The sequence below is a fragment of the Cellulomonas sp. P1_G12_2 genome, from assembly GCF_056405535.1.
The window spans coordinates 819,592-844,410 of the sequence record NZ_JBFUBX010000002.1 but is presented as its reverse complement, the minus strand read 5'-3'; the positions used below and the strand labels follow the sequence as shown (position 1 = coordinate 844,410).

Here is a 24,819-nt window from a genome sequence, read left to right as displayed (position 1 = left end):
CGACGGCACCGGTCCGCACCGGCGCGACGAGGACAACGCGGTCGTGCTTGCTCCTGGCGCCCATGGCCCTGCCCCGCACGGGTCCCGCCGACTCGCTGCGGCCCGGTCCGGTCGAGAGCGTGGCGGAGCACGAGGCGCGTCTCGGTCCGCGCCCGCCCGGCTCGAGCACCGTGCTCGAGGACGTCGAGCGCGGCGACCTGCACGGCCACGGCGGCGCGCACGTCTCGACCGCCCTGCGCTGGCGGCGCGCGCTACGGGAGCAGGGGTCGCTCACCGTCGTCGCGAACGGCGCCGAGAGCGAACCCGTCAGCGCCAAGGACGGCACCCTTCTGCGGCAGCGTCCGCACCTCGTCCTCGACGGGCTCCTGCTCGCGGCGGAGACCCTCGGCGCCGAGCGGGCCGTCGTCTGGCTGCACGGCGACGACGACGGCGCACACCTCGCGCTGGCCCGTGCGCTAGCGGAGCGAAGCCGCGCGCACGGGTCCGAGCCGGCGGTCGAGCTGGTGCGCGGCCCGATCCACTACCTGGCCGGCCAGGCCGGCGCGATCGCCCGCGCGCTGTCCGGCGGCCCCGCGCTGCCGACGATGCGACGGCCCGCGCCCCCGGGCGCCCCACGGACACTCGTGCAGAACGTCGAGACCCTGGCCCGCGTCGCCCTGCTGGCGCGCGGCCACGCCCCCACGGCCACGACCCTGCTCACGGTGCTTCTGCCCGACGGTCGCCACGTCGTCGAGGTGGAACGGTCGACGTGCGTGTCCGACGTGCTCGCGGCGCTGGCTCGGCCCGGCGACGTCCCGCCGCGCGGTGTGCTGCTCGGCGGCTTCGGCGGTCAGTGGGTGTCGTGGGAGCGTCTGCAGCACCACAGGCCGGACGAGCGCGTCCTGCGCGCCGACGGCCTCAGCCTCGGCGCCGGGGTCCTCGCTCCGCTGCCGGCGGGGACCTGCGGGGTCGCCGAGACCGCGTCGGTCGTCGCGTACCTCGCCGCCATGAGCGCCCGGCAGTGCGGGCCGTGCACGTTCGGCCTGCCCGCGCTCGCCGAGCACCTTGCTGCGCTGGCGGCGGGATCGTCCTCGCGGGGACCGCTCGACCGGCTGCTCGCGGACGCGGAGACCATCGAGGGACGCGGCGCGTGCCACCACCCGGACGGCGCGACCCGGCTAGTGGCCTCGGCCCTGGCCACGTTCCGCGACGAGATCGAGGCGCACCTGCACGGCCGGGTCTGCCCGCTGTCGCACGCACCCGCCTTCCCGGTCCCTGCGGGGCACCGATGAGGCGCGTCGAGGCCGAGTCCCGGCTGCGCGTGGACCCCGTCGCGTGCGAGGGCATCGGCGTGTGCGCCCAGATCACCGCGGCGGTCTTGCTCGACCGGTGGGGGTTTCCGGTGCTGGGCCCGGTAGTCGCCGATGCGGACCTGCGGACGGCCCGACGCGCGGTGCGCGCCTGCCCGCGACGCGCGCTGTGGCTGGAACCGGTCGACGACGGGGCGTAGCCGACCAGACTCGCTCGTGCGGCTCACTCCTCCACGTCTGGTGCCGTCCCCGGCCCCGGCTGGACCGGGTGGACGACACGCACGGGGGCGTCCGCGCGCGCGGAGTGCACGTGGCCGTCGCCGTCGACCTCGACCTCCAGGTCGTGGCCCGCCACCCGCAGCCCCGTGGCCCGGCCCGGCGCACCACGGCGGGGCGTCTACCCGAACCTGTTCTGCGCGCACCCGCCGTTCCAGATCGACGGCAACTTCGGCTTCACGGCCGGCGTCGCCGAGCTCCTGCTCCAGTCGCACGCGGTGACGGACGGGTGCGCGAGGTCCACCTGCTGCCGACGCTCCCGCACGCCTGACCGTCCGGGTCGGTGCGCGGCCTGCGCGCGCGGCGCGCTGACGGTCGACCTGGCGTGGAGCGACCACACGCTCGCGTCCGCGCGGCTGGTGGCGGACCAGGACGTCACGGTCCTGGTCCGCCACGGCGCCGCGCAGGAGCGCGTCGACCTGCGTGCCGGGCAGGTGTGGTCGTTCACGCGTTGACGGCGTCCGGCACGCGTGCGCCGGCTGATACGGCGACCGTCTGACGCACCAGGCTCGCGTCGTCGACGGCCTCCGCGAGGACCCACCCGACCTGCGCACGCGAGACCCGCGTCACCTCGATCTCCCCGCCGGTCGAGGTCACGGGCGGACCGGCCCACGGCTCGTCGGTGAGGGTGACGGGCTGGACCTCCACCCAGTCGAGTCCGCTCGCGCGCAGCTCAGTGCCCTGGCGCTCGGTGTCCGCGATCTGCGGGCGCAGCAACAGCGCGAAGATCACGCGGTTGACCAGCGGGAGGCCGGCGCTCGAGGGCCCGGTGCCGTAGGACGTCTGCACCACCACGCGACGCACCCCGTGGCGGCGCATCGCGTCCAGCACGGTCCGCGTGCCCCGCGACCGGATGTCGAGCGGAGTGCCCGACGGACCGCGCAGGCGGACCCGGGCCGCGCTCTCGCTGATGCCGAGCGTGACGACCACGGCGTCCTGCCCCTGGACCAGCCGGTCCACGAGCGCGGCGTCGGTGGCGTCTCCGTCGATCCCCCGGACCCCGGGCAGCGACGACGCGTGGCGCGACAGCGCGGTGACGTCGTGCCCGCGTGCGACCAGCTCGGTGACTGCGGCGCGGCCGGAGCCGCCCGTCGCCCCGACGACGAGAACCTTCATGATCTGTCTCCTTCGGTGTGGTGGGGATTCCGTGCTTCCACCCCACCAGCCCTCCGCTGGACGGTCTATGATGAGCCGTCGCCATTTCATCGCAGATCATCCAGGGAGGGATCATGTCGCAGCTCGTCGTCGATCTGCCCTGGACCCCCGTCGACCCCGTGGGCGAGGCCCTGCGCCACCTGCGCGTCACGGGCGTCTTCTACAGCAAGACCGAGGCGGACGGCCCCTGGGCGGTCGACATGCCCGCGTTCGGCGACTGCGTGAGCTTCCACGTGGTGACGGTCGGCGAGGCGTGGGTCGAGGTCGAGGGTGCGCCGCCCGTACGGCTGGTCCCGGGCGACCTCGCGCTCGTTCCCCACGGACGCGGCCACCTGCTGCGCAGCGCGCCGGGGGTACCGTCGCTGGGCCGGGTCGACGAGCTGCCGCAGGAGTTCCTCAGCCCGAACTACTCCGTCCTGCGCCACCGGGGCTCCGGACCCCGGGTAGAGCTGATCTGCGGAGTGCTCTCGGTCGACGGGGCATCCTCCAGGCTCCTGCTGGACCTGCTGCCCTCGGTCGTGCACGTCGACGGTCGGCAGGGCGGGGCGTGGATGGCGGCCACGCTCGCCCTCACCACCGACGAGCTGACCCACGCCCGGCCGGGCGGCGAGGCCGTCACCACCCGCCTGGCCGACATCCTCGTGATCCAGTCGATCCGCGCCTGGCTGGACGCGCAGCAGGTCACCACCGGCTGGCTCGGTGCCCTGCGCGATCCGCAGCTCGGCACAGCGATCGCCGCCGTGCACCGCGCGCCTGGCCGGCCGTGGACCGTCGCGACGATGGCCCACGAGGCCGCGATGTCCCGGTCCGCGTTCTCCGCGCGCTTCACGGAGGTCGTCGGAGAGCCCGCGATGCAGTACGTCACCCGGGTGCGCATGCACGTCGCCGCCGACCGGCTCGGCTACGGCCGCGCCACGGTGCGCGAGGTGGCCTCCGAGCTCGGGTACGACTCGGAGGCATCGTTCAGCCGCGCGTACAAGCGCGAGGTCGGCGTCTCTCCCGGCCGCACGCGGAGGTCGCCGAGCCTGCCCGCACCTCCCGGCTGAGTCTCGCCGCTCCGCCGGAACCGTCGCGCGAGCGGCCGTCGAACCGGGGCGTCACATCTCCCGCCATCCGACCTCTCAACCACAGGTGTCGGGTGCCGATGAGGCGGGCAGATGACCCCATGCTCGCGCGGCGGGTGGGACTCATACCGTGGCGAGCCCTGCGCCAGTCGGGAATCAGCCGCAGACCAGAAAGCCGTCCCACGTGAGCTCCAGCCTCGGCCGGAAGAGCGCTGCGGCGCTAGGTGCGTTGACGATCGTCCTGGCGGGGGTGGACGGGTTCGTGCTGCAGCAGGCGACGAGCTCCGCCGCCACCGTGACCGACTTCCGCGCGGACACCAGTGCGATGCAGACCGCCGTGTCCCACATGCGCAGCGACTTCTTCGCCTACGACGGCGCCAACAACATGTACGTGCTGGTCGCGGCCACGGGCGGCGACCAGGGCTCTGAGCTGTGGAGCACGACGTACGACCAGGCGGTGGACTGGTCCACTGCGCTCGAGGCCGAGCTCGACACAGCGGACGCGCTGGCGGCAGGGACCGACCTCGCCCCGGTGTTCGCCGAGCTGCGCGCCTCGATCGACGGCTACGACGCCTTCTTCGCCGAGGGTCACGACCAGGTGGTGACAGGCGACTTCACGGCGGCGGCCGCCTCGGTGACGACCCGCAACGTCGAGGTCAGCGACGCCATCGGTGCCGACCTCGACGCGGTCCAGGCCGAGGTGGACGCGACGACGAGCGTGCAGCTCGCCGCGGTGCAGTCCCATCAGAAGACCCTGCAGCTCGTCGCCGGGTCGGTGCTGGCGGTGACGATGCTCCTGCTGGGAGCCCTCTGGGTGATGTTCTCTCGCGGCGTGCTCGCGCCGATCGGGCGGCTGCGCAGCCAGATCGAGGAGGTCGACGGCGATCTGACCGCGCGCGTCAGGATCGAGCACGACGACGAGATCGGTGCCCTCGCGACCGCGTTCAACGCCTTCATGGACGACTTGCACGGTGTCGTGCGCCGCGTCGCCGCGAGCGCGGACGAGCTCGGTGTCGTCTCGACCGAGCTGACCGGCGCCAACGCGCGGATCGAGCGGAACGCCCTGAGCTCCTCGAGCCAGGCGGAGGTGGTCGCGGCGGCGGCGGAGGAGGTCTCCCGCGAGGTGCAGTCCGTGTCCACCGGCGCCGAGCAGATGGGCTCGTCCATCCGGGAGATCGCCCACAGCACGGGCGAGGCCTCCCGGGTCACCCTGCATGCCGTCGAGGTCACCGAGGCCACGACCCTCCTGGTCGCGCGCCTCGGGGCCTCGAGCCTCGAGGTCGGCGAGGTGGTCAAGGTCATCACGTCCGTCGCCGAGCAGACCAACCTGCTCGCCCTCAACGCCACCATCGAGGCGGCTCGCGCAGGCGACGCGGGCAAGGGGTTCGCCGTCGTCGCGAACGAGGTCAAGGAGCTCGCGCGCAAGACCGCGCAGGCCACCGGGGACATCACCGCACGCATCGAGGCCATCCAGGCCGACACCGCGGGTGCCGTCGCGGGGATCGGCGAGATCGGTGACGTCGTGCGCCGGATCAACGACTACCAGACCACCGTCGCCAGTGCGATCGAGGAGCAGACCTCCGTGACGCAGGAGATGAGCCGTTCGGTGACCGAGGTGGCGGCCGGCTCGAGCGAGATCGCCTCCACCATCGTCGACGTCGCGGCCGCTGCGACCCAGACCTCGATCGCGGTCGTCGAGAGCGAGGCCGCCGGCGCGGACCTGGCGCGGGTGAGCGGAGAGCTGCGCGGCCTCGTCGGGCAGTTCCGGATCTGAGGTTCCGCCGCAGACCATGGCGGGGCAGCCGGTGCTCGGCGTAGCGTCGTCCGATCAGCGATCACGCGACGACGAGGGCGGAACGACGATGAGCATGATGGCGGACATGATGAAGTCCATGCCGATGCCGGCGACGACGGGCATGGACATGTCGATGATGCAGGGCTGCATCGAGGCGTGCTCCGCGGCCTCCATGGCGGCGACGATGTGCGCGGACGCCGACGGCGCCGAGAACATGGGGCGATGTGCGTCCATGTGCATGAACACCGCGGACGTCGCCACGACGATGATGCGGATGATGATGCGCCCGAACGGCTACGACATGGGCGTGATGCGGTCGATGATGACGGCCTGCATGACCATGGGCGAGGCCTGCGCGGCCGAGTGCATGATGCACGCCGAGATGTCGGAGCACTGCCGGATCTGCGCGTCCGCCTGCACGGCGATGGTCGAGGCGTGCCGCTCGGCGATGGCCTCGATGCCTAGCTGACCACGGGACGCGCGGAGTACCACGCGCCCCCGAGGGCGACGACCTCCGCGACCAGGTGCACCGCGACGGGCTCCCCGATCGCGGGCGTCGCGCTGGTCGTCAGCTCGGCCACGCGGCCGTCCAGCAGGGCGACCGTGAGGGCGCCGGGCGCCTGGTGGGAGACGAGTCCGTCCTGCCACGCGCTGGGCGAGGCGACGGCGACGGCCTCCTGGATCGGCAGGAGGTCGATACGGGTACGGTTCGGCACGGTCTGCTCCATCGATGGTCTCGCGATGTGTCTGGATGGTCCGGACCGACGCCGCAGGGTTCACCGCGGGGAGGTCGATCACGGGCTGTGCCGCTGAGCGGCACGGGGGTCCCGCGGCGAGCTCCTCAGAGCTGCGGGGACCGGGACGACTGGGTCGTCAGTGACACATTCGACAGAGACACCGGCGCATCGACGGCACGGCGACGGACCCCGCGTGGAGCGGGGTCACGAGCACGGGCCGGGCGACGGGCATGCGACGAGTGTGAGACGGCGTCCACATGCTGTCAAGGCGTCTCACCTGTCGGACGCGTTCTGTCTCGCCGCTCATCCGGACGCAGAACGTCCGGAACCGGTCGTACGGTCGGGCGCATGACGACGACGATCCCCTGGGAACCGCCCCTCGCCGGCACCGAGCTCGACCACCTCGTCGGGGCCCTCGACAGGCTGCGCACGACGTTCCGCTGGAAGGCTGACGGGCTCGACCGCGCGGGCCTCGCCCAGCACGTGGGCGCCTCCGCCCTCACTCTCGGCGGGCTGCTCAAGCACCTCGCCGCGGTGGAGGACACCACGTTCAGCTGGAAGCTCGCGGGTCAGCACCCCGGTCCGATGTGGGACCCCGCGAGCTGGAGCGAGAACGACACCGAGATCCTCTCGGCCGTGCACGACACCCCCGAACAGCTCTATGCGGCCTGGGACGACGCCGTCGCCCGGTCGCGAGCCCGGCTCGACGGTGCTCTCGCCGAGGGCGGGCTGGACCAGGACGTGAACGACGGCGACGACCGCGGGAACCATGCCAGCCTGCGCCGCCTGCTCTTCGACCTGATCGAGGAGTACGGCCGGCACACCGGGCACGCCGACCTGCTGCGCGAGGTGGTCGACGGGCGCGTCGGCGAGGACCCCCCGAACGACTGGCGCCCGGTCTCCGGCTCGGCGCTCACGTGGATCAGACGGGGCTGACCTCGTCCGCGGCCGCGAGCATGCGCCGGCCCAGCGCGCCGACGCAGGCCCGCAGCTCCGGTCCACCCACCACCCGGAAGCCGACCGGGACGACGGCGAGCCGCTCCGCGTACCAGGGCGGGTTGCTCGTCGACCCCACCAGCCTCGACGTCGACCCGTCCACCGCCTCGACCCTGCCCAGGTCGCGCGGGAGCCACTGCTGCGCGCGGTGCGCGGGTGCCTGCAGGAGCACGTCGACGTCGAACTCCCACCCGACGGCCAGGTGCGCCTCGAGCTCGGCCACCGGGTCGAGGTCCTCGGGCGGCGTGAACGTCTCGTCGAGCAGCTCGACGCCCTCGACCCGGTCCACCCGGTACGCACGGCGGGCGTCCGACGACAGCGAGTGGCACAGCAGGTACCAGCGGCCGTGCCGCACGACCACCGCCCACGGGTCCACCACCGTCTGCCACGCGTTGCCGCCCTCCGAGCGGTAGGCCACCCGGACGCGCCGGTGCGCGGAGCAGGCCTGCACCAGGGCCGTCGCCGTCGTCGGGTCCGGCCGGGCGGCCCCGCGGTCGGGCGCGGGCGCGGTGGTCTCCCGGACCGCCTGCACGGGACCGGCCACCGCGGCAGGCAGCGACCGCACGATCTTGCTCAGGGCGGTCCCCACGGGCTGCGCCGGGTCGTCGGCGTCGTGGTGCCCGTCCAGCACCGCCATGACCAGCGCCAACGCCTCGGCCGCCGTGAGCATGAGGGGCGGCGGCCGGAGCCCACGACCGATCCGGTAGCCGCCGTACGGACCGCGCACCGACTCGATCGGGATGTCGGCGTCACGCAACGTGGCGACGTAGCGCCGCGCGGCCCGGTCCGAGACGCCGAGCCTGTCGGCGAGCCGGTCCGCGGTGATGCCGGGGCTGGCCTGGATGAGCTCGAGCGCCAGCAGCGCCCGGGCCGTGGGGTTCGCGTCGCCGACCATGCCGACCTCCGGTTCCGGACACAAGCCGTCCGGAACCGACCCTAGGCCGCGACCAGCGCCTCCGACGGCTGCTCCGCCGCGTGGCGCCAGAGCGCGACCGCGACCCAGACCAGCCACACGAACAGCAGCAGCCCGTAGATCGCATAGGCCCAGCCGAGCAGCGGTCGGAGCACCTCGGCGACGATCCCGAGCGCGCCGGTCGCCACGCCCAGCCAGGCGACCCCTGCCCCGAACATCCCCCGGAGCATCAGCAGCGAGATCAGCAGGATCCCGAGGGTCTGCAGCACCCCGATGACGGCCGGCACGTCGTTCAGTGCGATCAGCACCTCCGCGCCGGCGACGAACGGAGCCCGCTCGACCGCGGTACTCGCCTCAGCGAACTTGTCGCTGAGCACCACCATGGCCAACGACCCGTCACCCGTGGTCGGCCACGCGAACGACACCGCCCACGACGTCACCGCGATCAGACCGGCGATCGCCGCGAGGCTCCTGCTCTCGACGCGCAGCGCCACGGCCAGCGCCAGCGCCAGGAAGACGACCATCAGGAACAGGCTGGGCACCAACCAGAGCAGCTGCCGGACGATGTACTCGGTCCGGTGCGCGTCGACGAAAGCCAGCACGCTCGCGCCGTCCGACGTCGGGGGCGCGGTCGTCGTGGCGACGACGACCAGGGCGACGGCGTAGCAGGCGACCGCCAGTCCCGCGCAGAGTGCCCCGGCGCGGTAGAGCGGGCCCCACGTGTCGGCAGCCCGCTCCGCCCGGACCGGGGCTCCCGCGACGATCTCGCCCGTGTGCTGAACCATCAGCCACCCTCCCGACTCGCGCCGCCGCGGACCACACGGAACACCGGGTCGTGCTCGACGATCGCGTCGACGTCCTCCAGCGACGGGTCAGGGACGAGGCCCGACCTGGCCGCATCTCCAGGTTCTCGCTCGCGCGGTGACGTCACGTAGGGGCGAAGGTCCCCATGAGGCCAGCGCGCTCAGGTCCTATCGGTTCCAGCGCGCCACGACGGTGCTGGCCGACGAGCCGGCCGCCCCATCGTGCTGGTTCCAGGCGAGGTACCGGCCGCCGCACAGCGCCCCGGAGAACGCGCGGCCGACGTCGATCCTCGCCAGGTCGCCCGACAGCAGGTCGAGCACGTACGTGGGGACAGAGGTGCCGAGGCCCTGCGCGTCGGCCTCGGACCACTGAAGCCGGCCGTCGCACAGCGCGAGGGACGCCTCACGTCCCGACCCGTGCAGGGCGACCGTCCTCGCCGTTCGCGCACGGGTGTCGACGACGTAGAGCGTGCCCCCCGACTGTGCGGGCGTGGTCGCGACGAAGGCCAGGACGTCTCCGTCGGCGACGAGCTGGACGAGCGCGGACCCAGGAGCCCCGGACCGGCGGACGACCACCTGCGGCTGCTCCCCGTCGACCACCCGCTCGACCGACGCCTCGCCGGGCGGCACGGCGGGATCGTGGAACTCCGACCGGACGACGACGACGCCCGCCGACGAGTCGGTGGGCTGGGAGACCCCGGTCGCGACCATGACCAGAGGCCCGCTGCCGTCAGCCGCGCGGGAGAAGACATCCATGTGGCCGGACGCTCCCGCCGCCCAGTAGACGCGCCCGAGCGAGACGGTCGTCCACCCCGCCATGTCGGAACCGCCGTCGCCGACCTCCTCCGCACGCGCGACCAGGGTGGCGCGACCGTCCGCGCCCGCCGCGAAGACCCGCCACCTCGGCGTGCCGACCTGGGTGCTGTCCGTCTCCAGCCACGCCGCGACCCCATCAGCCACCGACGCGCCGAACGCCTGCCGCGGGTGGTCCCCCGCGATCGGCCGTGCCGCCACGAAGGGCGTGAACGCTGCCCCGTCGAGTGAGCCCATGGTGGTGGGCGCGGTCAGCCACGGGCCGTCGTCGAACGAGTCCGCCGGCACCTGAGCTACCACCGCCCGCCCGTCCGCCCTCAGCCGCAGCGGGATCAGGTACCCGTCGTCGACACCGCCGGACGGGACCGTGTAGACGACCTCGTAGTCGGTCCCGGGCACGGCGAGGCGCGCGGCGGCGACGTCGATCGGGTCGCTCGCCACCGGGCTGCCGTCCGCCCACCGCAGGAGCCCGTCCACCGCGACGGGCCCGACCGTCGCGTCGCGCGTCGGCGCGCCCACCGGCGCTGCTGCCGGCTGTGCCGGGCTCGAGCAGCCGGCCAGGGCCACCACGACGACGATCGCGCTCACACCACGCACACCTCCTCGGCGACTGCGCTCGGCGACCACACCGGAAGTGTCCAGCGATTCCGTGCTCGACGAGGCGCGTTCAGGCTCACAGTTCGGTCACGGGCACCCCGTCGTGAGCGACCAGATGGCGCGGACCGCCGACCGCTGAGCACGCCCGTCCGCCTCTGTGGGGTTCCACCCTGCGGCCGCGGACGTACGCAGCGCGCTTGAATGAGGCATGGCCCCGGACAGCTCCCCCGCCGTCGAGCTCGAGGTCGGGTCCCGCACCGTGCGGCTCTCCCACCCCGACCGCGTCTACTTCCCCGCCAACGGGGCGACGAAGCTCGACCTCGCCAACTACTACCTCGCCGTGGGCGACGGCATCGTGCGTGCGCTGTACGAGCGGCCCTGCATGCTGCACCGCTACCCCACGGGTGTGGCCGGGGAGAAGGTGCACCAGAAGCGGTTGCCGCGCGGGGCTCCGCCGTGGATGGAGACGGTGGAGGTCTACTTCCCACGCTACGGCCGCACCGCTGACGAGCTGTGCGTGACCGAGCTGGCCCACGTGATCTGGGCGGTGCAGATGTCGACCGTCGAGTTCCACCCGTGGAACAGCCGCCGGGCCGACACCGAACGCCCCGACGAGTGGCGCATCGACCTGGACCCGATGCCGGACTGCCCCTTCGACCGGGTGCGGCGGGTCGCGCACGTGGCGCACGAGGTCCTGGACGAGCTGGGCGCTGTCGGCTGGCCGAAGACCTCCGGCGGCTCCGGCCTGCACGTCTACGTCCGGATCGCGCCCGAGCACGGGTTCGCGGACGTGCGACGAGCGGCGCTCGCCTTCGCGCGGGAGGTGGAGCGCCGTGCACCCGACGACGTCACGACCGCGTGGTGGCGGCGCGACCGGGACCCGTCGCTCGTGTTCGTCGACTACAACCAGAATGCCCGCGACCACACCATCGCCTCGGCCTACTCGGTCCGCGGTACCCCGGACGCCACCGTGTCGACGCCCCTGCGCTGGGACGAGATCGACGACGTCGATCCCCGCGACTGCACCCTGCGCACGGTCCCCGCGCGCTACGCCGAGCTCGGCGACCTCCACGCCGGCATCGATGACGCGGTCTTCGACCTGGCGCCGCTGCTGCGCTGGGCTGAACGCGACGAGCGCGACGGCGCCCCGGCGCCCCCCGAGAGCGACTGAAGAGGCTCGAGTACGGCCCCGGCATCACGACGCGTCACGAACCTGACGCCGACCGCTCTTCGATCCAGTGCTAGATCCAGTGCTGGTAGGGCGGATCACGTTCTCGACTGCGGGCCGCGTACTCCCGTTGTTCGTCATGCAGGTTGGGCAGTACTGCGTCGTTGTCGGGATCGTCGAGCTGTTCCTCGCCTCACGCGACCGTGCGATCGCTACCTACCGCGGCGGGGTGTGAGACGCCGAGACTCCGCGCCGACCGTCCGTTGGCCGCCGGCGGGGCTACATCAACCCCGACTCGTAGGCGAAGACGACGAGCTGCGCCCGGTCGCGTGCCGCCGTCTTCATCATGGCGCGGTTGACGTGCGTCTTGGCCGTCGCGGGGCTGATGTAGAGCTGTTCCGCGATCTCGGTGTTCGACAGCCCGCGCGCAACCAGGACAGTGATCTCACGCTCGCGGTCCGTCAGGTCGTCGATCCCCGGACGAGGTCTCGAGGGTGGGGCGCTCGCGATCTGCTCGATCACCGCACGGGTCGCTGCGGGCGACAGGAGCTGCTCACCGTCGGCGACCGTGCGGATCGCGGAGAGGAGCGATGCGGGGTCGGTCCCCTTGCCGAGGAAGCCTGAGGCGCCTGCTCGGATCGCCTCCAGGACGAGCTCGTCGGTCTCGAACGTCGTGAGGATCAGCACCTTGACGCCCGCCAGCGCCTCGTCGTTGGTGATGAGACGGGTCGCGGCTATCCCGTCCAGGCCAGGCATGCGGATGTCCATCAGCACGAGGTCGGCGCGTGTCGCCCTGGTGCGGTCGACCGCCTCCCGACCGGTCGATGCCTCGCCGACCACCTCGATGTCGTCGGTCGAGTCGAGCAGCAGCCGGAACGTCGCCCGCAGCAGCTCCTGGTCGTCGGCCAGCAGCACACGAATGGTCACGACGTCGATCCTTCCTCGTCCGCACCGCCGGCGCGGACCGAGTCGTAGGGCAGCGTGGCGTGCACCCGGAACGACGGTCCGGGGATCGCGCCGGTCACCAGCGTGCCGCCCGCAGCCGTGGCACGCTCTCGCATGCCGATCAGCCCGTGACGGGTGCCAGGCGCCGTCGAGTGGCCGTTCGTCGAGGGAAGCGCGTTCGTGATCTCGAGCTCGAGCGACGTCGGCGACCACCGCAGGCTCAGGCGGATCGTCGCGCCGGGTGCGTGCTTGGTCGCATTGGTGAGCGACTCCTGGACGATGCGGTACGCCGCGAGATCGGACATCTCGCTGAGCTCTCGGGAGGCACCGTCCGTGGTGACCTCGACGCTCGTCCCGGCTGAGACGAACGAGCCGACGAGGTCGTCCAGCTGCGCGAGGCCGGGTGCCGGCGCCCGGGACTCGGCTGCCGTGCCGTCGTCACGCCGGAGCAGTCCGATCGTGGCGTGGAGGTCCTCGATGGCACGAGTCGTGTGGTTGGTGATGTCGCGCAGCGCACTCGCAGCCGCGCCCGGGTTCGTCTGCAGAAGGTACTCCGCGACGCCGGCTTGAGCGTTGACCAGCGTGAGGTTGTGCGCCAGAACGTCGTGCAGCTCGCGCGCGATCCGCAGCCGCTCGTCGAGGACGGCACGGTCGGTGAGCTCGGCACGCTCGGCCTGCTGACGGCGCACCCGTTCCCGCCTGGCGGTCACGATCGAACCGATGCCCGTGCCCGTCAGCACCAGGTAGAACATGACGAGGTCGGCGAGCAGGAAGTCCGTAGGACTCGTCAGGAAGCTGACCGCGAACAGGATCGCGCCGGCGGCCGCGCCGGCGATCCACCCGAAGCGCAGGGGCACGCGCGAGGCAAGCGTGTACGCCGCAATCACTGTGGCGATCGGAGCCGGCTGGTAGGCACCCATGCCGATCGACAGCTCAGCGACCGACGTCGGGACCGCGAGGAAGGCGATGATGCACGCGTCTGCGACGACGGTCCCCACCAGCGCGACCAGGGGTCGGTAGGTCCGGATCAGCAGGGGCGCCCAGGCGACGAGCGTGAGGGTCAGCAGGGCGGCGCTCGGCCGCACCGCGTGACCCGTGCGGACCCACGCGGTTGTGAGCATCGTGGCGAGTGCGACGGCGTTCAAGAGCCACCCCGCCGGGGTGGGTCGACCTCCGCGCCCCGCCCTCGCGAGCGCCCTGGCACCCCCGACGAGACCCCTCGAGTCACTTCTCACGTCAGCATCTGCCTCTCACGGTCGACGTCGGTTCAGCATGACCAGTGCGTGCCTCGGACCACGACATAACCGCGGGAGGTCGAGGCGTCCAGTGTGTCGGTAGGCGAAAGCGTGGGAGCCGTCGCCTGTGGCGACAGCTCCCAGACGTCGACCCCGGGGGGTCAGACGCTCGCAGCCTCGAGCTCACGCTCGTTCAGGCCGACGTCGAGTGCGTGTCCCTCGGTGTCGACCCGGGGTAGCACCTTGTCGAGCGACCGGGGAATCCACCATGCCGACTGGCCGAGCAGAGACATCGCGGCCGGCATGAGGATCAGCCGGACGATGAAGGCGTCGGCCAGAACGCCGACGAACAGCCCGAACGCGATCGACGCGGCGATGCTGAATGTCGACGAGGCGAACCCGGCGAACACGACCGCCATGATCGTCGCTGCGGCGACGAGTACCGGGGCTGCACGGGAGAAGCCCTCGAYGATGGCGTCCTTCGGCGCCGACCCGCGGTCGTGCATCTCCTTGATCCGGGAGACGAGGAATACCTGGTAGTCCATGGCGAGGCCGAACAGCACCCCGACGAGGAGGATCGGCAGGAGGCTCATCATCGGGTCACCCTGAGGCGCCTGGATCAGGGGGAAGTTCCAGCCCCACTGGAAGACGGCCGTGCTCGCACCGAACGAGGCGAGGAGCGACAGCAGGTAACCCGCGGTGGCGATGACCGGGATGAGGATCGAGCGGAACATCAGGATGAGCAGAGCCATCGAGATCAGGACGATGACGATGACGTACTTGATGAGTGCCGTGTTGAGAGCGGCCGTCTGATCGATGCCGATGGCGGCCTCACCCGTGACCTCGAGAGTGACCCCCGGCCCCATCGAGTCGCCGTTCTCGCGGAGCTCGTGGACGAGGTTCGTCGTGGAGTCGTCGATCGGACCGCCTGTTGGGATCAGCGTGAAGCGGGCGACGTCGCCGCGGTCGTTGAGCTCGGCGGTCGTCACCGAGGCGACCCCGGGAAGTGCGGCGAGCGTGTTCTCGAGCGACTGGGTGCTGCTGGCGACGTTCTCACCGTCGGCCAGGACGATGATCGGGCTCTGGATGCCGCCGAACTCGTCGACGATGAGGTTGTAGGCGGTGCGTTCGGTGGACTCGGGGTCGGCGCCACCAGGGACGTGAAAGGCGGTCTTCATGGACAGGACCGGCAGTGCGGCAACGACGAGCACTGCGATTCCCCCGACCAGAGAGAGGAGGGGTCGCTTGACGACGAAGGCGCCCCATCGACGCAGGAAGGTGCGCTTGCTCGCGCTCTCGTCGGTCCAGAGCCGTCCGTCGGCGAGGTCCTTGCGGTGCTTCTTGGACAACGCCTTCAGACCCATGGTCTTGAGCAGGACGGGGAGCAGCGTCAGCGACAGGAGGACGGCGACGAGGACGGCGAACGCCGCAGCGATGCCCATCTGTGTGATGAACCCGATCTTGGCGACCATGAGTGCCACCAGAGCCACGATCACCGTGGCGCCCGCGAACACGACGGCGGTCCCGGCAGTCCCGGTGGCGCGGGCGATGGCGTCGGTAACCGTCCTTCCGGAGCGGAGCTCCTGCTGGAAGCGGGAGACGATGAAGAGGCCGTAGTCGATGCCGACAGCCAGGCCGAGCATCGACGCCAGGATGATCGTGTTCGCGCCGATCGGGTTGATCGAGCCGTACGCGAACACTCCGAGGATGCCGACCCCGACGCCGAACGCGGCAACCAGGAGGTTGGCGCCGGCAGCGCGCAACGACCCGAAGGTGAGCAGGAGGACGAGGAACGCCGCGAGCACGCCGAGCATCTCGCCGACACCCTGTTCGGGAGCGCCGAGCGGAACGAGATTGCCGCCGAGCTCGACGCCGAGGTCGTCCGGTGCCGACTCCTGGAGAGCGAGCGCTGCGTCGTACGAGGTCTCCTGCGCATCCTCGTCGAGGCCCACGAAGGACAGCGTCGACACTGCGAGGCTCCCGTCAGCCGAGACGTAGGGGGTCTGGGGGTCGAGCGGGTCGCTGATCGACTCGAGACCGGGGAGCGACGCGGCGTCGTTCAACACGGCGTGGATCTGAGCCGCGACGGCGGGGTCGGTGACCGTGCCGGAGTCGGGGTGGAACACGAGCTGCAGGCTCTGCGAACCCTCGGTCGGCGTGCCGCCCGGGAACTCCTGGGACATGCGCTCGAGCGTCTGCGTGGCGCGAGATGAGGGGATGCTGTCCTCGGAGGACTCGCCCATTCCGTTGGCACCGAGGATGCCTGTGAGACCGGCGAAGACAGCGATCCATGCGATCACCACCACCGCTCGGTGACGGGCACTGAAGCGCCCGAGCTGTGCGAGGAACGTTGACATGGATCTCAACTCCCGTGGAAAGGTTCAGGTTGACGTCGTCAATCGTCGCGACGCCGCCCTGCGGGCGAATCGGCCGGATGGCGCGACCCGACTACCGCATCGGCGGTATTTCACGGGTCGCGATCTACAACCTGGCGCGCCCGCGTGTTCGCACCGTGCGATCCCTCACCGGGCTCATCGACGAGGTCGTCGTCGACTGACGACAAGAGAGGCCCTCTCGCTCTGCTGAGCGAAAGGGCCTCTGACCTGCAACTTCGTTTGTAGCGGGGGCAGGATTTGAACCTGCGACCTCTGGGTTATGAGCCCAGCGAGCTACCGAGCTGCTCCACCCCGCGTCGGTGAGTACAACTTACCCCACGCCCCAGGGGCCACCAAATCGTGGACGCCCGGCCGGTGGTGGCGTGCGTCACCACCGGCCGGACCACGTCACTCGCCCAGTCGGGCCTCCGCGTCGAGGGCAGCCCGGACCGCGTCGTCGAGCCGCTGCTGCGCCTCGCCGTAGGCCGCGAAGTCGTTGCGTGCCAGTGCCGACTGGCTGTCCGCGATGGCCTCCTTGGCCTGCTGAAGCGCGCGGTCGAGGTCGGCGCGGGCGGTCTCGTCCGTGCCGGTCCCGGTCCCCGGGTCGGTCGGCGGAGCCGTCGGTTCCGCCGTCGGTTCGCCTGTCGGGGGCGTGCCCGTGTCGGGATCGGTCCCCGCGTCGCCGGCGTCGGCACCCGAGTCTCCGCCGAACACCTGGTCGAGGGCGCCGTCGAGCGTGTCCGCGAACCCGATGTCGTCGCCGAACGCGACGAGCACGCGCTGCAGCAGCGGGAAGGTGGTGCCGGTCCGCGCCTGGACGTACACGGGCTGCACGTAGAGCAGACCGCCACCCATCGGCAAGGTGAGCAGGTTGCCGCGGGCCACCTGCGAGTCGCCTCGTCCGAGGATGTTGAGCTCGTTGGACACGTCCGGGTCGGCGACGAAGTTGTTGTTCACCTGGCCGGGTCCGGGCACCGTCGAGTCACGTGGCAGCTCGAGCAGCCGGAGCGTGCCGTAGTCGTCCGACGGCTTGCCGTCCTCGTTGCCCGCTTCGGCGTCGACCGCGAGGTAGCCGGTCAGCACGTTGCGGGCGTTGTTGCCCGTCGGGATGAACGACGACATGAGCGAGAAGCGAGCCTCGTCCTGGTCCGGCATCCGCAGCGTGAGGTAGTACGGCGGCTGCGGGACGGCGACGCTGCTGGTGGGGTCGTTCGGGTTGGCCCAGAAGTCGTTTCCGGAGAAGAACTGCCCGGCGTCGGTGACGTGGTACCGGGCGAGCAGGTTGCGCTGCACCTTGAACAGGTCCTCGGGGTAGCGCAGGTGGCTCATGAGCGCGCCGTCGATCGACGACAGGGGCTCGAGCGTCGACGGGAACACCGAGTCCCACGCCTTGAGGATGGGGTCCTCGATGTCCCAGGCGTACAGCGTGACCGATCCGTCGTAGGCGTCCACGGTGGCCTTCACCGAGTTCCGGATGTAGCTGACCGTCTTCGGCTGGAGCGCCTGGACGGTCTCGGACGTCTCGGTCAGGGAGTCCGTGGTCGCGTCGTCGAGGGACCGCGACGCCGCGTACGGGTACTGGTCCGTCGTCGTGTAGCCGTCGACGATCCACTTGACCCGGCCGTCGACGACCGCCGGGTACACGCGGCCGTCGAGCGTCAGGTACGGGGCCACCTTCTGCACCCGGTCGCGCGGGTCGCGGTCGTAGAGGATCTGCGAGTCGCTCGTCACACGGTCGGAGAACACGATCTGCTCGGAGCCGAACTTCAGCGCGTAGAGCAGCTTGGTGAACGGGTTCGAGATCGACGGGCCGGCAGAGACGTCCTGCGTCGGGAACGTGCTGTTCTGCGCGCCGGAGCCCTCGTCGGAGGGGTAGTCCAGCTCCCACGGCGTCGCACCGTCGGGGGCGCCGACGATGGAGTAGGTCGGGGCCTTCGGGCTGAAGTAGATCCGCGGCTCGTACTCGCCCATGTCGCCGGTGGACGGGATGCCGCCCTCCCAGAAGTCGGGCGCCCCGCGGCCTGCGGTCGTGTTGCCGTAGGCGGCGACCACGCCGAAGCCGTGGGTGTAGACCGTGGTGTCGTTGGTCCAGTTGCGCTGCTGCTCGTCGAGCCCCTCGAGCGACAGCTCGCGCACGGCGATCACGGTGTCGCGGCTCTCGCCGTTGACCTCGTAGCGGTCGACCGACAGGGAGTCGGGGAAGTCGTAGAACGCGCGGATCTGCTCGAGCTGCTTGAAGGACGGGCTGACGATCTGCGGGTCGAGCAGGCGGATCGACGCGGTGGTGTCGGCGTCCTCGCGCAGCGCGCCGGCCTCGGCAGTGACCTCCGCGTTGTACTCCGTCGTCTTGACGTCGTCGAGCCCGTACGCGTCGAGCGTCGCCTCGATGTTGCGCTGGATGTACTCCGCCTCGGCGTCCTGCTGGTTCGGCTGCACCTGGAACCGCTGCACGACTGCCGGGTAGATGCCGCCGACGGCGATGGCCGCGACGATCATCAGGCCGACGCCGATGGCGGGCAGGCGCCAGTTGCCGCGGATCGCGGTGACGATGAACATCACGGCGACGAAGATCGCGATGCCCGCGAGGATCGCCTTGGACGGGATGACCGCGTGCACGTCCGTGAACGAGGCGCCGACGAACTTCTGGCCCGACTTCATGAGGATCGAGTAGCGGTCCAGCCAGTAGCTCGCCGCGATGAGCAGCATGAGCACGGCCGCGATGGTCGTCAGCTGGACCCGGGCGGCGCGGGTCGTGCGCGGGGTCCCGCCGCTCGGACCGCCCACGCGCAGGCCGCCGTACAGGTACTGGGTGGCCACGGCGCCGATGCCGGCCAGGACCGTGACGGCCATGAGGAACGAGACGACGAACCGCAGGCCGGGCAGCGTGAACAGGTAGAAGCCCAGGTCGATGCCGTACTGGGCGTCGGTCTTGCCGACCGTCCCCCCGTGCATCCACAGCTGGATGGTCTGCCACTGCTGGGACGCGGCCGCACCGGCGAACAGGCCGAGCACGGCGGGGCCGACGATCATCACCAGGCGGCGCAGCGGCTCGATGGCCTCGCGGTACTGGTCGAGGTTCGCCTGCTCCTGCGTCGACGGGGCGTACACGGGACGTGACCGGTAGCCGAAGTTCAGGCTCCAGTAGACGGCCCCGCCCATGACGAGGAACCCGAGCGTGAACAGCACGGCGCGCGTGCCCCACTCGGTGGCGATGACTCCCCCGAACCCGAGCTGGCGGTACCAGAGCACCTCCGTCCACACCTGGGCGAGGAGGAGCACGAGGACGACGAGCACGCCGAGAACGACCAGCGTGGGTGCGAGTGCTCCGCGCCGGCGCGCGCGGGGCGGGCTGGTCCGGGGCGGCGGCGGGCTTCCGAATGTCACGGCGTGGCGGTCCTCGTCATCGGGTACAAGATCGGGAACAAGAGCTGACAGCGGGGCACGCACAGGACGCACACCACTCGCACGCTGAACGTGCCGGTCGAGGCACAGGTTCCCACAGGAATGCGACCATGAACCCGTGACTGAACCCACCCCCGCACTGGCCGCCCTGGCCGGATCCGTCCGCGAGATCGAGCAGCACGTCGCCGAGGCAGGCTGGGACGGGCCGGTCCGCGTCTTCGCGCTCGTCCGCACGCAGGCGATGCTGCAGACCGAGCCCGGCCTCGCCGCTCAGCTGGACCCGGCGGTGCTGGTCGCGGCGCGGTCCGACCCGGACCACCTGACGTCGGTCGAGCAGGAGGAGCTGCCTGCGGCGCCGGACCTGGAGACCCTGCTCGCCGGCCTGTCGTGGCCGTCGACGGTGGACGGCATGGCGGTCACCGTGGAGCGCGTCGTCCTCCCACCGGCCGCCGAGGAGGCGATGCCGCGGGACACCGACGCCGCGCTCGAGTACCTCCTGGCCCATCCCGAGCGCCAGGACGTGCGCCTGGTGGTGGGGGCGCTGCGCGACGGGCCGTCGTGGTGCGCCGTCCGCAGCCGCGCGAACGACAGCGCCGACCAGGTGGGTCAGGGTCCCGACCTGGTGCCGGGCCTGGTCTCCGCGGTGCGCTCGACGCTCGACTGACTAGCGGCAGGTCGGCAGGTCGTCGGCCGTCCCGGCGCCGATCGCGGTCATCGCCTCGCGGGCGTCGTGCAGCGTCTCGATGGAGACGACGCGGAGCCCGTCCGGCACGTGCCCGACGACCTCGTCGCAGTTCGAGGCAGGCGCCAGGAACCAGGTCGCCCCGTCGCGCGTGGCGCCCGCAAGCTTCTGCCGGATCCCGCCGATCGGACCGACCTCGCCGGTGACGTCGATGGTGCCCGTCCCCGCGATGTCCTTGCCGTTCGCCTCGTCCTCGGGCGTCATCTTGTCGATGATCCCCAGCGCGAACATGGTCCCCGCGCTCGGTCCGCCGATGTCGTCGATGCTGATGGTCACGTCCACCGGCATGTCGAAGGACGGGTCGATGAACACGCCGATCTGCGCGCGACCGTCGTCCTTCTCCCCGGTGACGACCGGGATGTCGACGGCCTGGCCGTGCCGGCGCACGGTGAGCGTGACGGTGTCCCCCGGCTCCACCTGCTCCAGCTGCGCGATCAGCCCCTGGTAGTCGGGTACCGCGATGCCGTCCAGGGCGACGATGACGTCCCCCTCCTCGACCTTGCCCTCGGCGTCGGTCCCCTCGACGGCACCGGCCACGACGAGCGTCGCGGGGACCTCGTACCCCAGCTCGGTGAGCGCGGCGACCGCGGCGTTCTCCTGCGAGGAGACCATCTCCGCCTCGTTGGACTCGTCGATCTCGTCCTGGGTCTGGTCCGGCGGGTACAGCAGCTCGACCGGCTGGACCACGGTCCAGCGCGAGAGCCAGCCCTGGACGACGCCGACCGCGCTGGACGGGAAGCCGGGACCGCCCGTGCCGGACACTGTGGTCAGGCGCAGCTCACCGGTGGACTCGAACGTCTCGGCGCCCTCGATCTGGATCAGCGGCGTGTCGTCGTGCTCACCGAGAACGTCGCGCGTCGGGCCCGGGCTGCTGATCGCGTAGGGCACCGGCAGGATGACGAGCACGGCGAGCAGCAGCGCGGTGACCAGCATGCCGACCGACAGCGTGAGCGAGCGCGGGCTGACGCGTTCGGGCTCGCCGGGGGGCTCGTCGACATCGAACGGGGAGGTGGGCTGCTCCAGCACGCCCACATCATCCCCTGTCGCGCTCACCCCCGCCGACGCGCCCGCGCCTGCCGCCACACGGCTGCCGTGCCGATGAGCGCGACAGCAGCTCCCGCCGCCCCGAGCGCGGCGGCGTCCCGCGTGCCCACCCGGCGTCCGGCGACGGCGAGCCGGCCCTGGACCCCCTCGAGCAGGACGTCGAGGCAGGCGGCGCTGGACCACCGCGGTTCCCACCCCGCCGCGCGCAGACGGTCCGACGCGACGGTCCACGGGTAGACGACGAAAGCGAGCTCCGAGGCGGGCGCCGGCAGGACTCCCACGCGGTGCAGCCGCTCCGCCGTGCCGAACGCGGTCGCGGCCGCCAGCTCGACCCGGCGCATCCCCGACGCCGCCTCGACCTGGGCGGGATCGAGCACGTCCGGCGCCCCCACGGTGAGCACGCCCGCGAGCGCGTGGTCCACCGCGAACCGCGTCGCGGCGGCCAGGTCGTCCACGTGCACGAACTGCCACGGACGGACGGCGCCGCGCACGGTGAGCAGGCGGGGAGCCTCGAAGTGCCGGGTGACGAAGGTGTCGACGCCGGCGCCGACCACCGCCGCCGGCCGCAGCTGCGTGACCAGCGGGGACCTGCGGCGTGCCCCGCGCTCGAGCACGGCCGCCGCGGCGAGGAGGTCACCCACCAGTCCGTCCCGGGCAGCGTCCTCCGTGCGGGGCAGCGGGTCGCCGTCGTTGATCTCCGGCCGGTCGGCCCAGGCGCCGTAGACGACCGCGGACCCGATCGCCACGACGTGCCGCGCCCCGACCGCCCGCGCGGCACCGAGGACCCGCTGGGTGTGCGCGACGATCGCCGCCTCCCGCTCGCGGCGCCCCTTGTCCACCGGCGCGACCAGGTCCCCGGAGTGCGTGACGAGCACGACGACCGTGGCGCCCGCCAGCGCGTCCTGCGGGTTCTGCTCCGGGACCTCGTCAAGGGTCCGCACGTGCCCACCCCAGGCGGCCCCGACGGCCGACGCGATCGGTCCCCGCCCGATCACCACGACGTCGTCGGGGCGCTCGGGCTCACCCGGTCCTGCGCCGCGAGAGGTCCCCGGTCGCGCGCTGCGCCCTGAGCGAATTTGCCCGGCCACCATCCCTCGTTCCTGTGCTGCGTGGTTACCGTGGTTCGCAGCCGGCCCCATCGTCGCAGGAGGTCCACGTGAGCCCCGACAACTCCGCTGTCCCCGGAGCCGATGGTGGCGTGCCCGCCTGGGAGCAGGTCATGCGCGCGATGCTCGGCGAGGGAGCCGACGACGCCATCCGTGAGCTGCAGGAGCGCGGCTTCGACCCCGGCGCGATGGCCGCCGCGTCCGGGCTGCCCGACGACCCGGCTGCGCTGCAGCAGGTGTTCGCCCAGGTCCAGGCCCTGCTGTCCGCCTCGGGCGACGACCCCGTCAACTGGCAGATGGCCCACGACCTGGCGCGGCAGCAGGCCGCCGCGGGCGGCGACCCGTCCCTGAGCACCGGCCAGACCCGGCAGGTGATCGACGCCCTCGCGGTCGCCGAGCTGTGGCTCGACGCCGCCACCGACCTGCCCCCGTCCACCGGCACGCCCCGCGCGTGGAGCCGCGCCGAGTGGGTCGAGGCGACCCTGCCGACGTGGCGCACGCTGACCGAACCGGTCGCGTCGTCGCTGTCCGTCGCCCTCGTCGGCGCGCTCGGCGGTGCCCTGCCCGACGGGTCGGACGGCGAGCTCGCGCTGCCCGGCGGGATCGAGCCGGCTCAGCTGCTGCGGCAGCTGGGGTCCGCGGTCTTCGGCATGCAGGTGGGCCAGGCCGCGGGCACCCTCGCGCACGAGGTGTTCGGCACCACCGACATCGGACTCCCCCTCCTGGACAAGCCTGCCCCTGCGCTCGTGGCGGCCAACGTCGACGCGTTCGCCGAGGGTCTCGACGCCCCCGCGGAGGAGGTTCGCCTCTTCCTCGCTCTGCGGGAGGCGGCCGCCACCCGCCTGTTCACCCATGTCCCGTGGCTGCGCTCGCACCTGCTCGCCACCGTCGAGGCGTACGCGCGCGGCATCACGATCGACGCCGACCAGCTGGAGGAGGCCGTCCGCTCGATCGACGTCACCGACACGGCGGCGCTCCAGCAGGCGCTCTCCGGCGGGGTGTTCGCCCCGCACACGACGGACGCGCAGAAGGCTGCGCTCGAGCGGCTGGAGACGGCCCTCGCGCTCGTGGAGGGCTGGGTCGACGAGGTCACCGCCACCGCTGCGCTCCCCCACCTGCCGCACACCATGGCCCTGCGCGAGATGATCCGCCGCCGCCGTGCCGCGGGCGGGCCTGCCGAGCAGACGTTCGCCAACCTGGTCGGCCTCGAGCTGCGGCCCCGGCGCCTGCGCGACGCCGCCGCACTGTGGGCGCAGATCACGCGCGACAACGGCGCCTCGGCGCGCGACGCCGTGTGGGACCACCCCGACCTGCTGCCCGGCACCGAGGACCTCGACGACCCGTCCGGCTACGCGGCCCGCCGCGCGACCGCGGTCGACGACGCCGCCGAGGTGGACCGCGCCCTGGCCGAGATCCTCGGCGAGGACCCGGACGCCGACCCGACGGCCTGACCGCGGCCCTGCCCGCCATCGGCTGCCGCGTCAGCGCGCCTCTCGCGCTCCCGGGTCGTCGAAGTCCAGCTCGAGCTGCCCGAGCGCCTCGTCGTCGGTGCCGGTCGTGAGCTCGTCGACGTCCACCTCGTCGGACACGACGTCCTCCGGCTCGTCGATCCCGCCGTCGTCCACCTCGTCGGCCGGCCGGTCCGCGTCCTCGTCGGACTCCCCCGGCGACGCCTGGGCTCCACGCTCCGCCGCGTACGCGTACCCCTCGAGGAACCCCCGGGCGCGCAACGTCCGCGGGTAGGTGTCGAGCTCCGCCCAGAAGTCCGGGCCGTGCCCGGCGTGCAGCAGGTGCGCGAGCTCGTGCAGGAGCACGTAGTCGAGCACCCACCGCGGCATGCCGCGCACGCGGTCGGAGATCCGGATGGAGCCGTCCGACGGCGTGCACGACCCCCACCGGCGGCCCTGGTTGGTGGACCACCGGACGGACGTCGGCTGCACGCGACCGCCGAGGTACTTGGCGGCCAGCTCCGTGGCGCGGGACATGAGCTCGTCGTCCGACGGGCGGCGGCGGCGTTCCTGCGTGGCCAGGCGCGTGAGCATGCGGCGCACCCACTCGCGCTCCTGCGCCCGCGTGAACCGTGCCGGGATGGCGACGATCGTCCGGTCGCCCTCGCGCCAGGCCGTCACCGTGCGCACGCGCTTGCGTGAGCGGCGGATCTCGACCTGCGACAGGTCCTGCGTGGGCTGCACAGGTGCACGCTAGCGCGCAGGGCCCACGGGCTCCGGTTCACCCGTCGGCGCACGGCGCGTCCTGCACGATTCCGCGGGCTGTGGGTGTCTTGAGCACTACCGTGGACGTCGCGCGGGCGTTGTTGCACCAGCACGTCCGAGCCGCCGGCCGGCGGTTCCCCGGTCCGGTGCA

General features: G+C 72.2%; 23 protein-coding genes, 1 tRNA gene and 1 pseudogene. 11 read left to right on the top strand and 14 right to left on the bottom strand.

The window, feature by feature from the left end; genetic code table 11:
• Positions 1-62 precede the first annotated feature (62 nt).
• The gene (locus AC1DXT_RS12050) at positions 63-1,271 is read left to right on the top strand and encodes an NADH-ubiquinone oxidoreductase-F iron-sulfur binding region domain-containing protein (protein ID WP_477061547.1); all 1,209 of its coding nucleotides are present in this window, start codon (positions 63-65) and stop codon (positions 1,269-1,271) included.
• Positions 1,268-1,489, top strand: a complete 222-nt coding sequence (locus tag AC1DXT_RS12045) for a ferredoxin (protein ID WP_477061546.1) — start codon at positions 1,268-1,270, stop codon at positions 1,487-1,489. Before AC1DXT_RS12050 ends, AC1DXT_RS12045 begins: the two co-directional genes overlap by 4 nt.
• 23 nt (positions 1,490-1,512) lie before the next feature.
• Here the strand turns inward: AC1DXT_RS12045 and AC1DXT_RS12040 are convergent, their stop codons facing one another.
• Positions 1,513-1,644: a hypothetical protein gene (locus AC1DXT_RS12040; protein ID WP_477061545.1), complete on the bottom strand. Its 132-nt coding sequence runs from the start codon at positions 1,642-1,644 to the stop codon at positions 1,513-1,515.
• A 10-nt stretch (positions 1,645-1,654) separates the two neighbouring features.
• Between AC1DXT_RS12040 and AC1DXT_RS12035 the strand changes: the two genes are divergently transcribed.
• Positions 1,655-2,020 carry a glycosyl hydrolase family 95 catalytic domain-containing protein gene (locus tag AC1DXT_RS12035; protein ID WP_477061544.1) on the top strand — a complete coding sequence of 122 codons (366 nt, stop codon included), beginning with the start codon at positions 1,655-1,657 and terminating at the stop codon, positions 2,018-2,020.
• Here AC1DXT_RS12035 and AC1DXT_RS12030 read toward each other — a convergent pair.
• On the bottom strand, positions 2,010-2,681 hold the full coding sequence (locus tag AC1DXT_RS12030) for an NAD(P)-dependent oxidoreductase (protein WP_477061543.1): 672 nt from the start codon (positions 2,679-2,681) through the stop codon (positions 2,010-2,012). The two genes, AC1DXT_RS12035 and AC1DXT_RS12030, sit on opposite strands and share 11 nt — an antisense overlap.
• Positions 2,682-2,794: 113 nt before the next feature.
• Between AC1DXT_RS12030 and AC1DXT_RS12025 the strand changes: the two genes are divergently transcribed.
• From AC1DXT_RS12025 to AC1DXT_RS12015, 3 genes are all read left to right on the top strand, one after another.
• Positions 2,795-3,766 carry an AraC family transcriptional regulator gene (locus AC1DXT_RS12025; RefSeq protein ID WP_477061542.1) on the top strand — a complete coding sequence of 324 codons (972 nt, stop codon included), beginning with the start codon at positions 2,795-2,797 and terminating at the stop codon, positions 3,764-3,766.
• 247 nt (positions 3,767-4,013) lie between these two features.
• On the top strand, positions 4,014-5,558 hold the full coding sequence (locus AC1DXT_RS12020; protein WP_477061541.1) for a methyl-accepting chemotaxis protein: 1,545 nt from the start codon (positions 4,014-4,016) through the stop codon (positions 5,556-5,558).
• Between the two features lie 88 nt (positions 5,559-5,646).
• A complete protein-coding gene (locus tag AC1DXT_RS12015) occupies positions 5,647-6,048 on the top strand; it encodes a four-helix bundle copper-binding protein (protein ID WP_477061540.1) in 402 nt (133 codons plus the stop codon).
• On the opposite strand, the gene AC1DXT_RS12010 is transcribed toward AC1DXT_RS12015, so the two are convergent.
• A complete protein-coding gene (locus AC1DXT_RS12010) occupies positions 6,041-6,295 on the bottom strand; it encodes a nuclease (RefSeq protein ID WP_477061539.1) in 255 nt (84 codons plus the stop codon). The genes AC1DXT_RS12015 and AC1DXT_RS12010 overlap by 8 nt on opposite strands.
• 369 nt (positions 6,296-6,664) lie before the next feature.
• On the opposite strand from AC1DXT_RS12010, the gene AC1DXT_RS12005 reads away from it, so the two are divergent.
• On the top strand, positions 6,665-7,252 hold the full coding sequence (locus tag AC1DXT_RS12005; protein ID WP_477061538.1) for a mycothiol transferase: 588 nt from the start codon (positions 6,665-6,667) through the stop codon (positions 7,250-7,252).
• Here AC1DXT_RS12005 and AC1DXT_RS12000 read toward each other — a convergent pair.
• The 3 genes from AC1DXT_RS12000 to AC1DXT_RS11990 form a co-directional block, all read right to left on the bottom strand.
• Entirely contained in the window at positions 7,239-8,207 is a 969-nt protein-coding gene (locus tag AC1DXT_RS12000; RefSeq protein WP_477061537.1) for a helix-turn-helix transcriptional regulator, read from the bottom strand. The genes AC1DXT_RS12005 and AC1DXT_RS12000 overlap by 14 nt on opposite strands.
• A gap of 41 nt (positions 8,208-8,248) precedes the next feature.
• The gene (locus AC1DXT_RS11995; protein ID WP_477061536.1) at positions 8,249-9,010 is read right to left on the bottom strand and encodes a hypothetical protein; all 762 of its coding nucleotides are present in this window, start codon (positions 9,008-9,010) and stop codon (positions 8,249-8,251) included.
• A gap of 186 nt (positions 9,011-9,196) precedes the next feature.
• A complete protein-coding gene (locus AC1DXT_RS11990) occupies positions 9,197-10,429 on the bottom strand; it encodes a hypothetical protein (RefSeq protein WP_477061535.1) in 1,233 nt (410 codons plus the stop codon).
• A 217-nt stretch (positions 10,430-10,646) separates the two neighbouring features.
• On the opposite strand from AC1DXT_RS11990, the gene ligD reads away from it, so the two are divergent.
• Positions 10,647-11,609: a non-homologous end-joining DNA ligase gene (gene ligD / locus AC1DXT_RS11985; protein ID WP_477061534.1), complete on the top strand. Its 963-nt coding sequence runs from the start codon at positions 10,647-10,649 to the stop codon at positions 11,607-11,609.
• 276 nt (positions 11,610-11,885) lie between these two features.
• On the opposite strand, the gene AC1DXT_RS11980 is transcribed toward ligD, so the two are convergent.
• The 3 genes from AC1DXT_RS11980 to AC1DXT_RS11970 all read right to left on the bottom strand — a co-directional run bounded on the left by AC1DXT_RS11980 (position 11,886) and on the right by AC1DXT_RS11970 (position 16,143).
• Positions 11,886-12,533 carry a response regulator transcription factor gene (locus tag AC1DXT_RS11980; RefSeq protein ID WP_477061533.1) on the bottom strand — a complete coding sequence of 216 codons (648 nt, stop codon included), beginning with the start codon at positions 12,531-12,533 and terminating at the stop codon, positions 11,886-11,888.
• Complete coding sequence (locus tag AC1DXT_RS11975) at positions 12,530-13,672, bottom strand: sensor histidine kinase (RefSeq protein WP_477061532.1); 1,143 nt, start codon at positions 13,670-13,672, stop codon at positions 12,530-12,532. Before AC1DXT_RS11975 ends, AC1DXT_RS11980 begins: the two co-directional genes overlap by 4 nt.
• A 275-nt stretch (positions 13,673-13,947) precedes the next feature.
• On the bottom strand, positions 13,948-16,143 hold the full coding sequence (locus AC1DXT_RS11970) for an MMPL family transporter (protein WP_477061531.1): 2,196 nt from the start codon (positions 16,141-16,143) through the stop codon (positions 13,948-13,950).
• A gap of 77 nt (positions 16,144-16,220) precedes the next feature.
• Here AC1DXT_RS11970 and AC1DXT_RS11965 point away from each other — a divergent pair, with 77 nt between their 5' ends.
• Positions 16,221-16,343: a hypothetical protein gene (locus AC1DXT_RS11965; protein ID WP_477061530.1), complete on the top strand. Its 123-nt coding sequence runs from the start codon at positions 16,221-16,223 to the stop codon at positions 16,341-16,343.
• Between the two features lie 61 nt (positions 16,344-16,404).
• Here AC1DXT_RS11965 and AC1DXT_RS11960 read toward each other — a convergent pair.
• Positions 16,405-16,478 (bottom strand) — tRNA-Met (locus tag AC1DXT_RS11960).
• A 91-nt stretch (positions 16,479-16,569) separates the two neighbouring features.
• Positions 16,570-19,545: a UPF0182 family membrane protein gene (locus AC1DXT_RS11955; RefSeq protein WP_477061529.1), complete on the bottom strand. Its 2,976-nt coding sequence runs from the start codon at positions 19,543-19,545 to the stop codon at positions 16,570-16,572.
• A 136-nt stretch (positions 19,546-19,681) separates the two neighbouring features.
• Here AC1DXT_RS11955 and AC1DXT_RS11950 point away from each other — a divergent pair, with 136 nt between their 5' ends.
• Positions 19,682-20,227, top strand: coding sequence for a PPA1309 family protein (locus AC1DXT_RS11950; RefSeq protein WP_477061528.1), 546 nt, complete (start codon positions 19,682-19,684; stop codon positions 20,225-20,227).
• On the opposite strand, the gene AC1DXT_RS11945 is transcribed toward AC1DXT_RS11950, so the two are convergent.
• Both AC1DXT_RS11945 and AC1DXT_RS11940 read right to left on the bottom strand, forming a co-directional pair.
• Positions 20,228-21,331, bottom strand: coding sequence for a YlbL family protein (locus tag AC1DXT_RS11945; RefSeq protein WP_477061527.1), 1,104 nt, complete (start codon positions 21,329-21,331; stop codon positions 20,228-20,230).
• 23 nt (positions 21,332-21,354) lie between these two features.
• A complete protein-coding gene (locus tag AC1DXT_RS11940) occupies positions 21,355-22,290 on the bottom strand; it encodes an NAD-dependent epimerase/dehydratase family protein (RefSeq protein ID WP_477061526.1) in 936 nt (311 codons plus the stop codon).
• Positions 22,291-22,505: 215 nt separating this feature from the next.
• Between AC1DXT_RS11940 and AC1DXT_RS11935 the strand changes: the two genes are divergently transcribed.
• On the top strand, positions 22,506-23,906 hold the full coding sequence (locus tag AC1DXT_RS11935; RefSeq protein ID WP_477061525.1) for a zinc-dependent metalloprotease: 1,401 nt from the start codon (positions 22,506-22,508) through the stop codon (positions 23,904-23,906).
• A 183-nt stretch (positions 23,907-24,089) separates the two neighbouring features.
• On the opposite strand, the pseudogene AC1DXT_RS11930 reads toward AC1DXT_RS11935, so the two are convergent.
• Positions 24,090-24,647: pseudogene (locus AC1DXT_RS11930) on the bottom strand (SprT-like domain-containing protein); the annotation flags it as partial.
• Between the last annotated feature and the right edge of the window lie 172 nt (positions 24,648-24,819).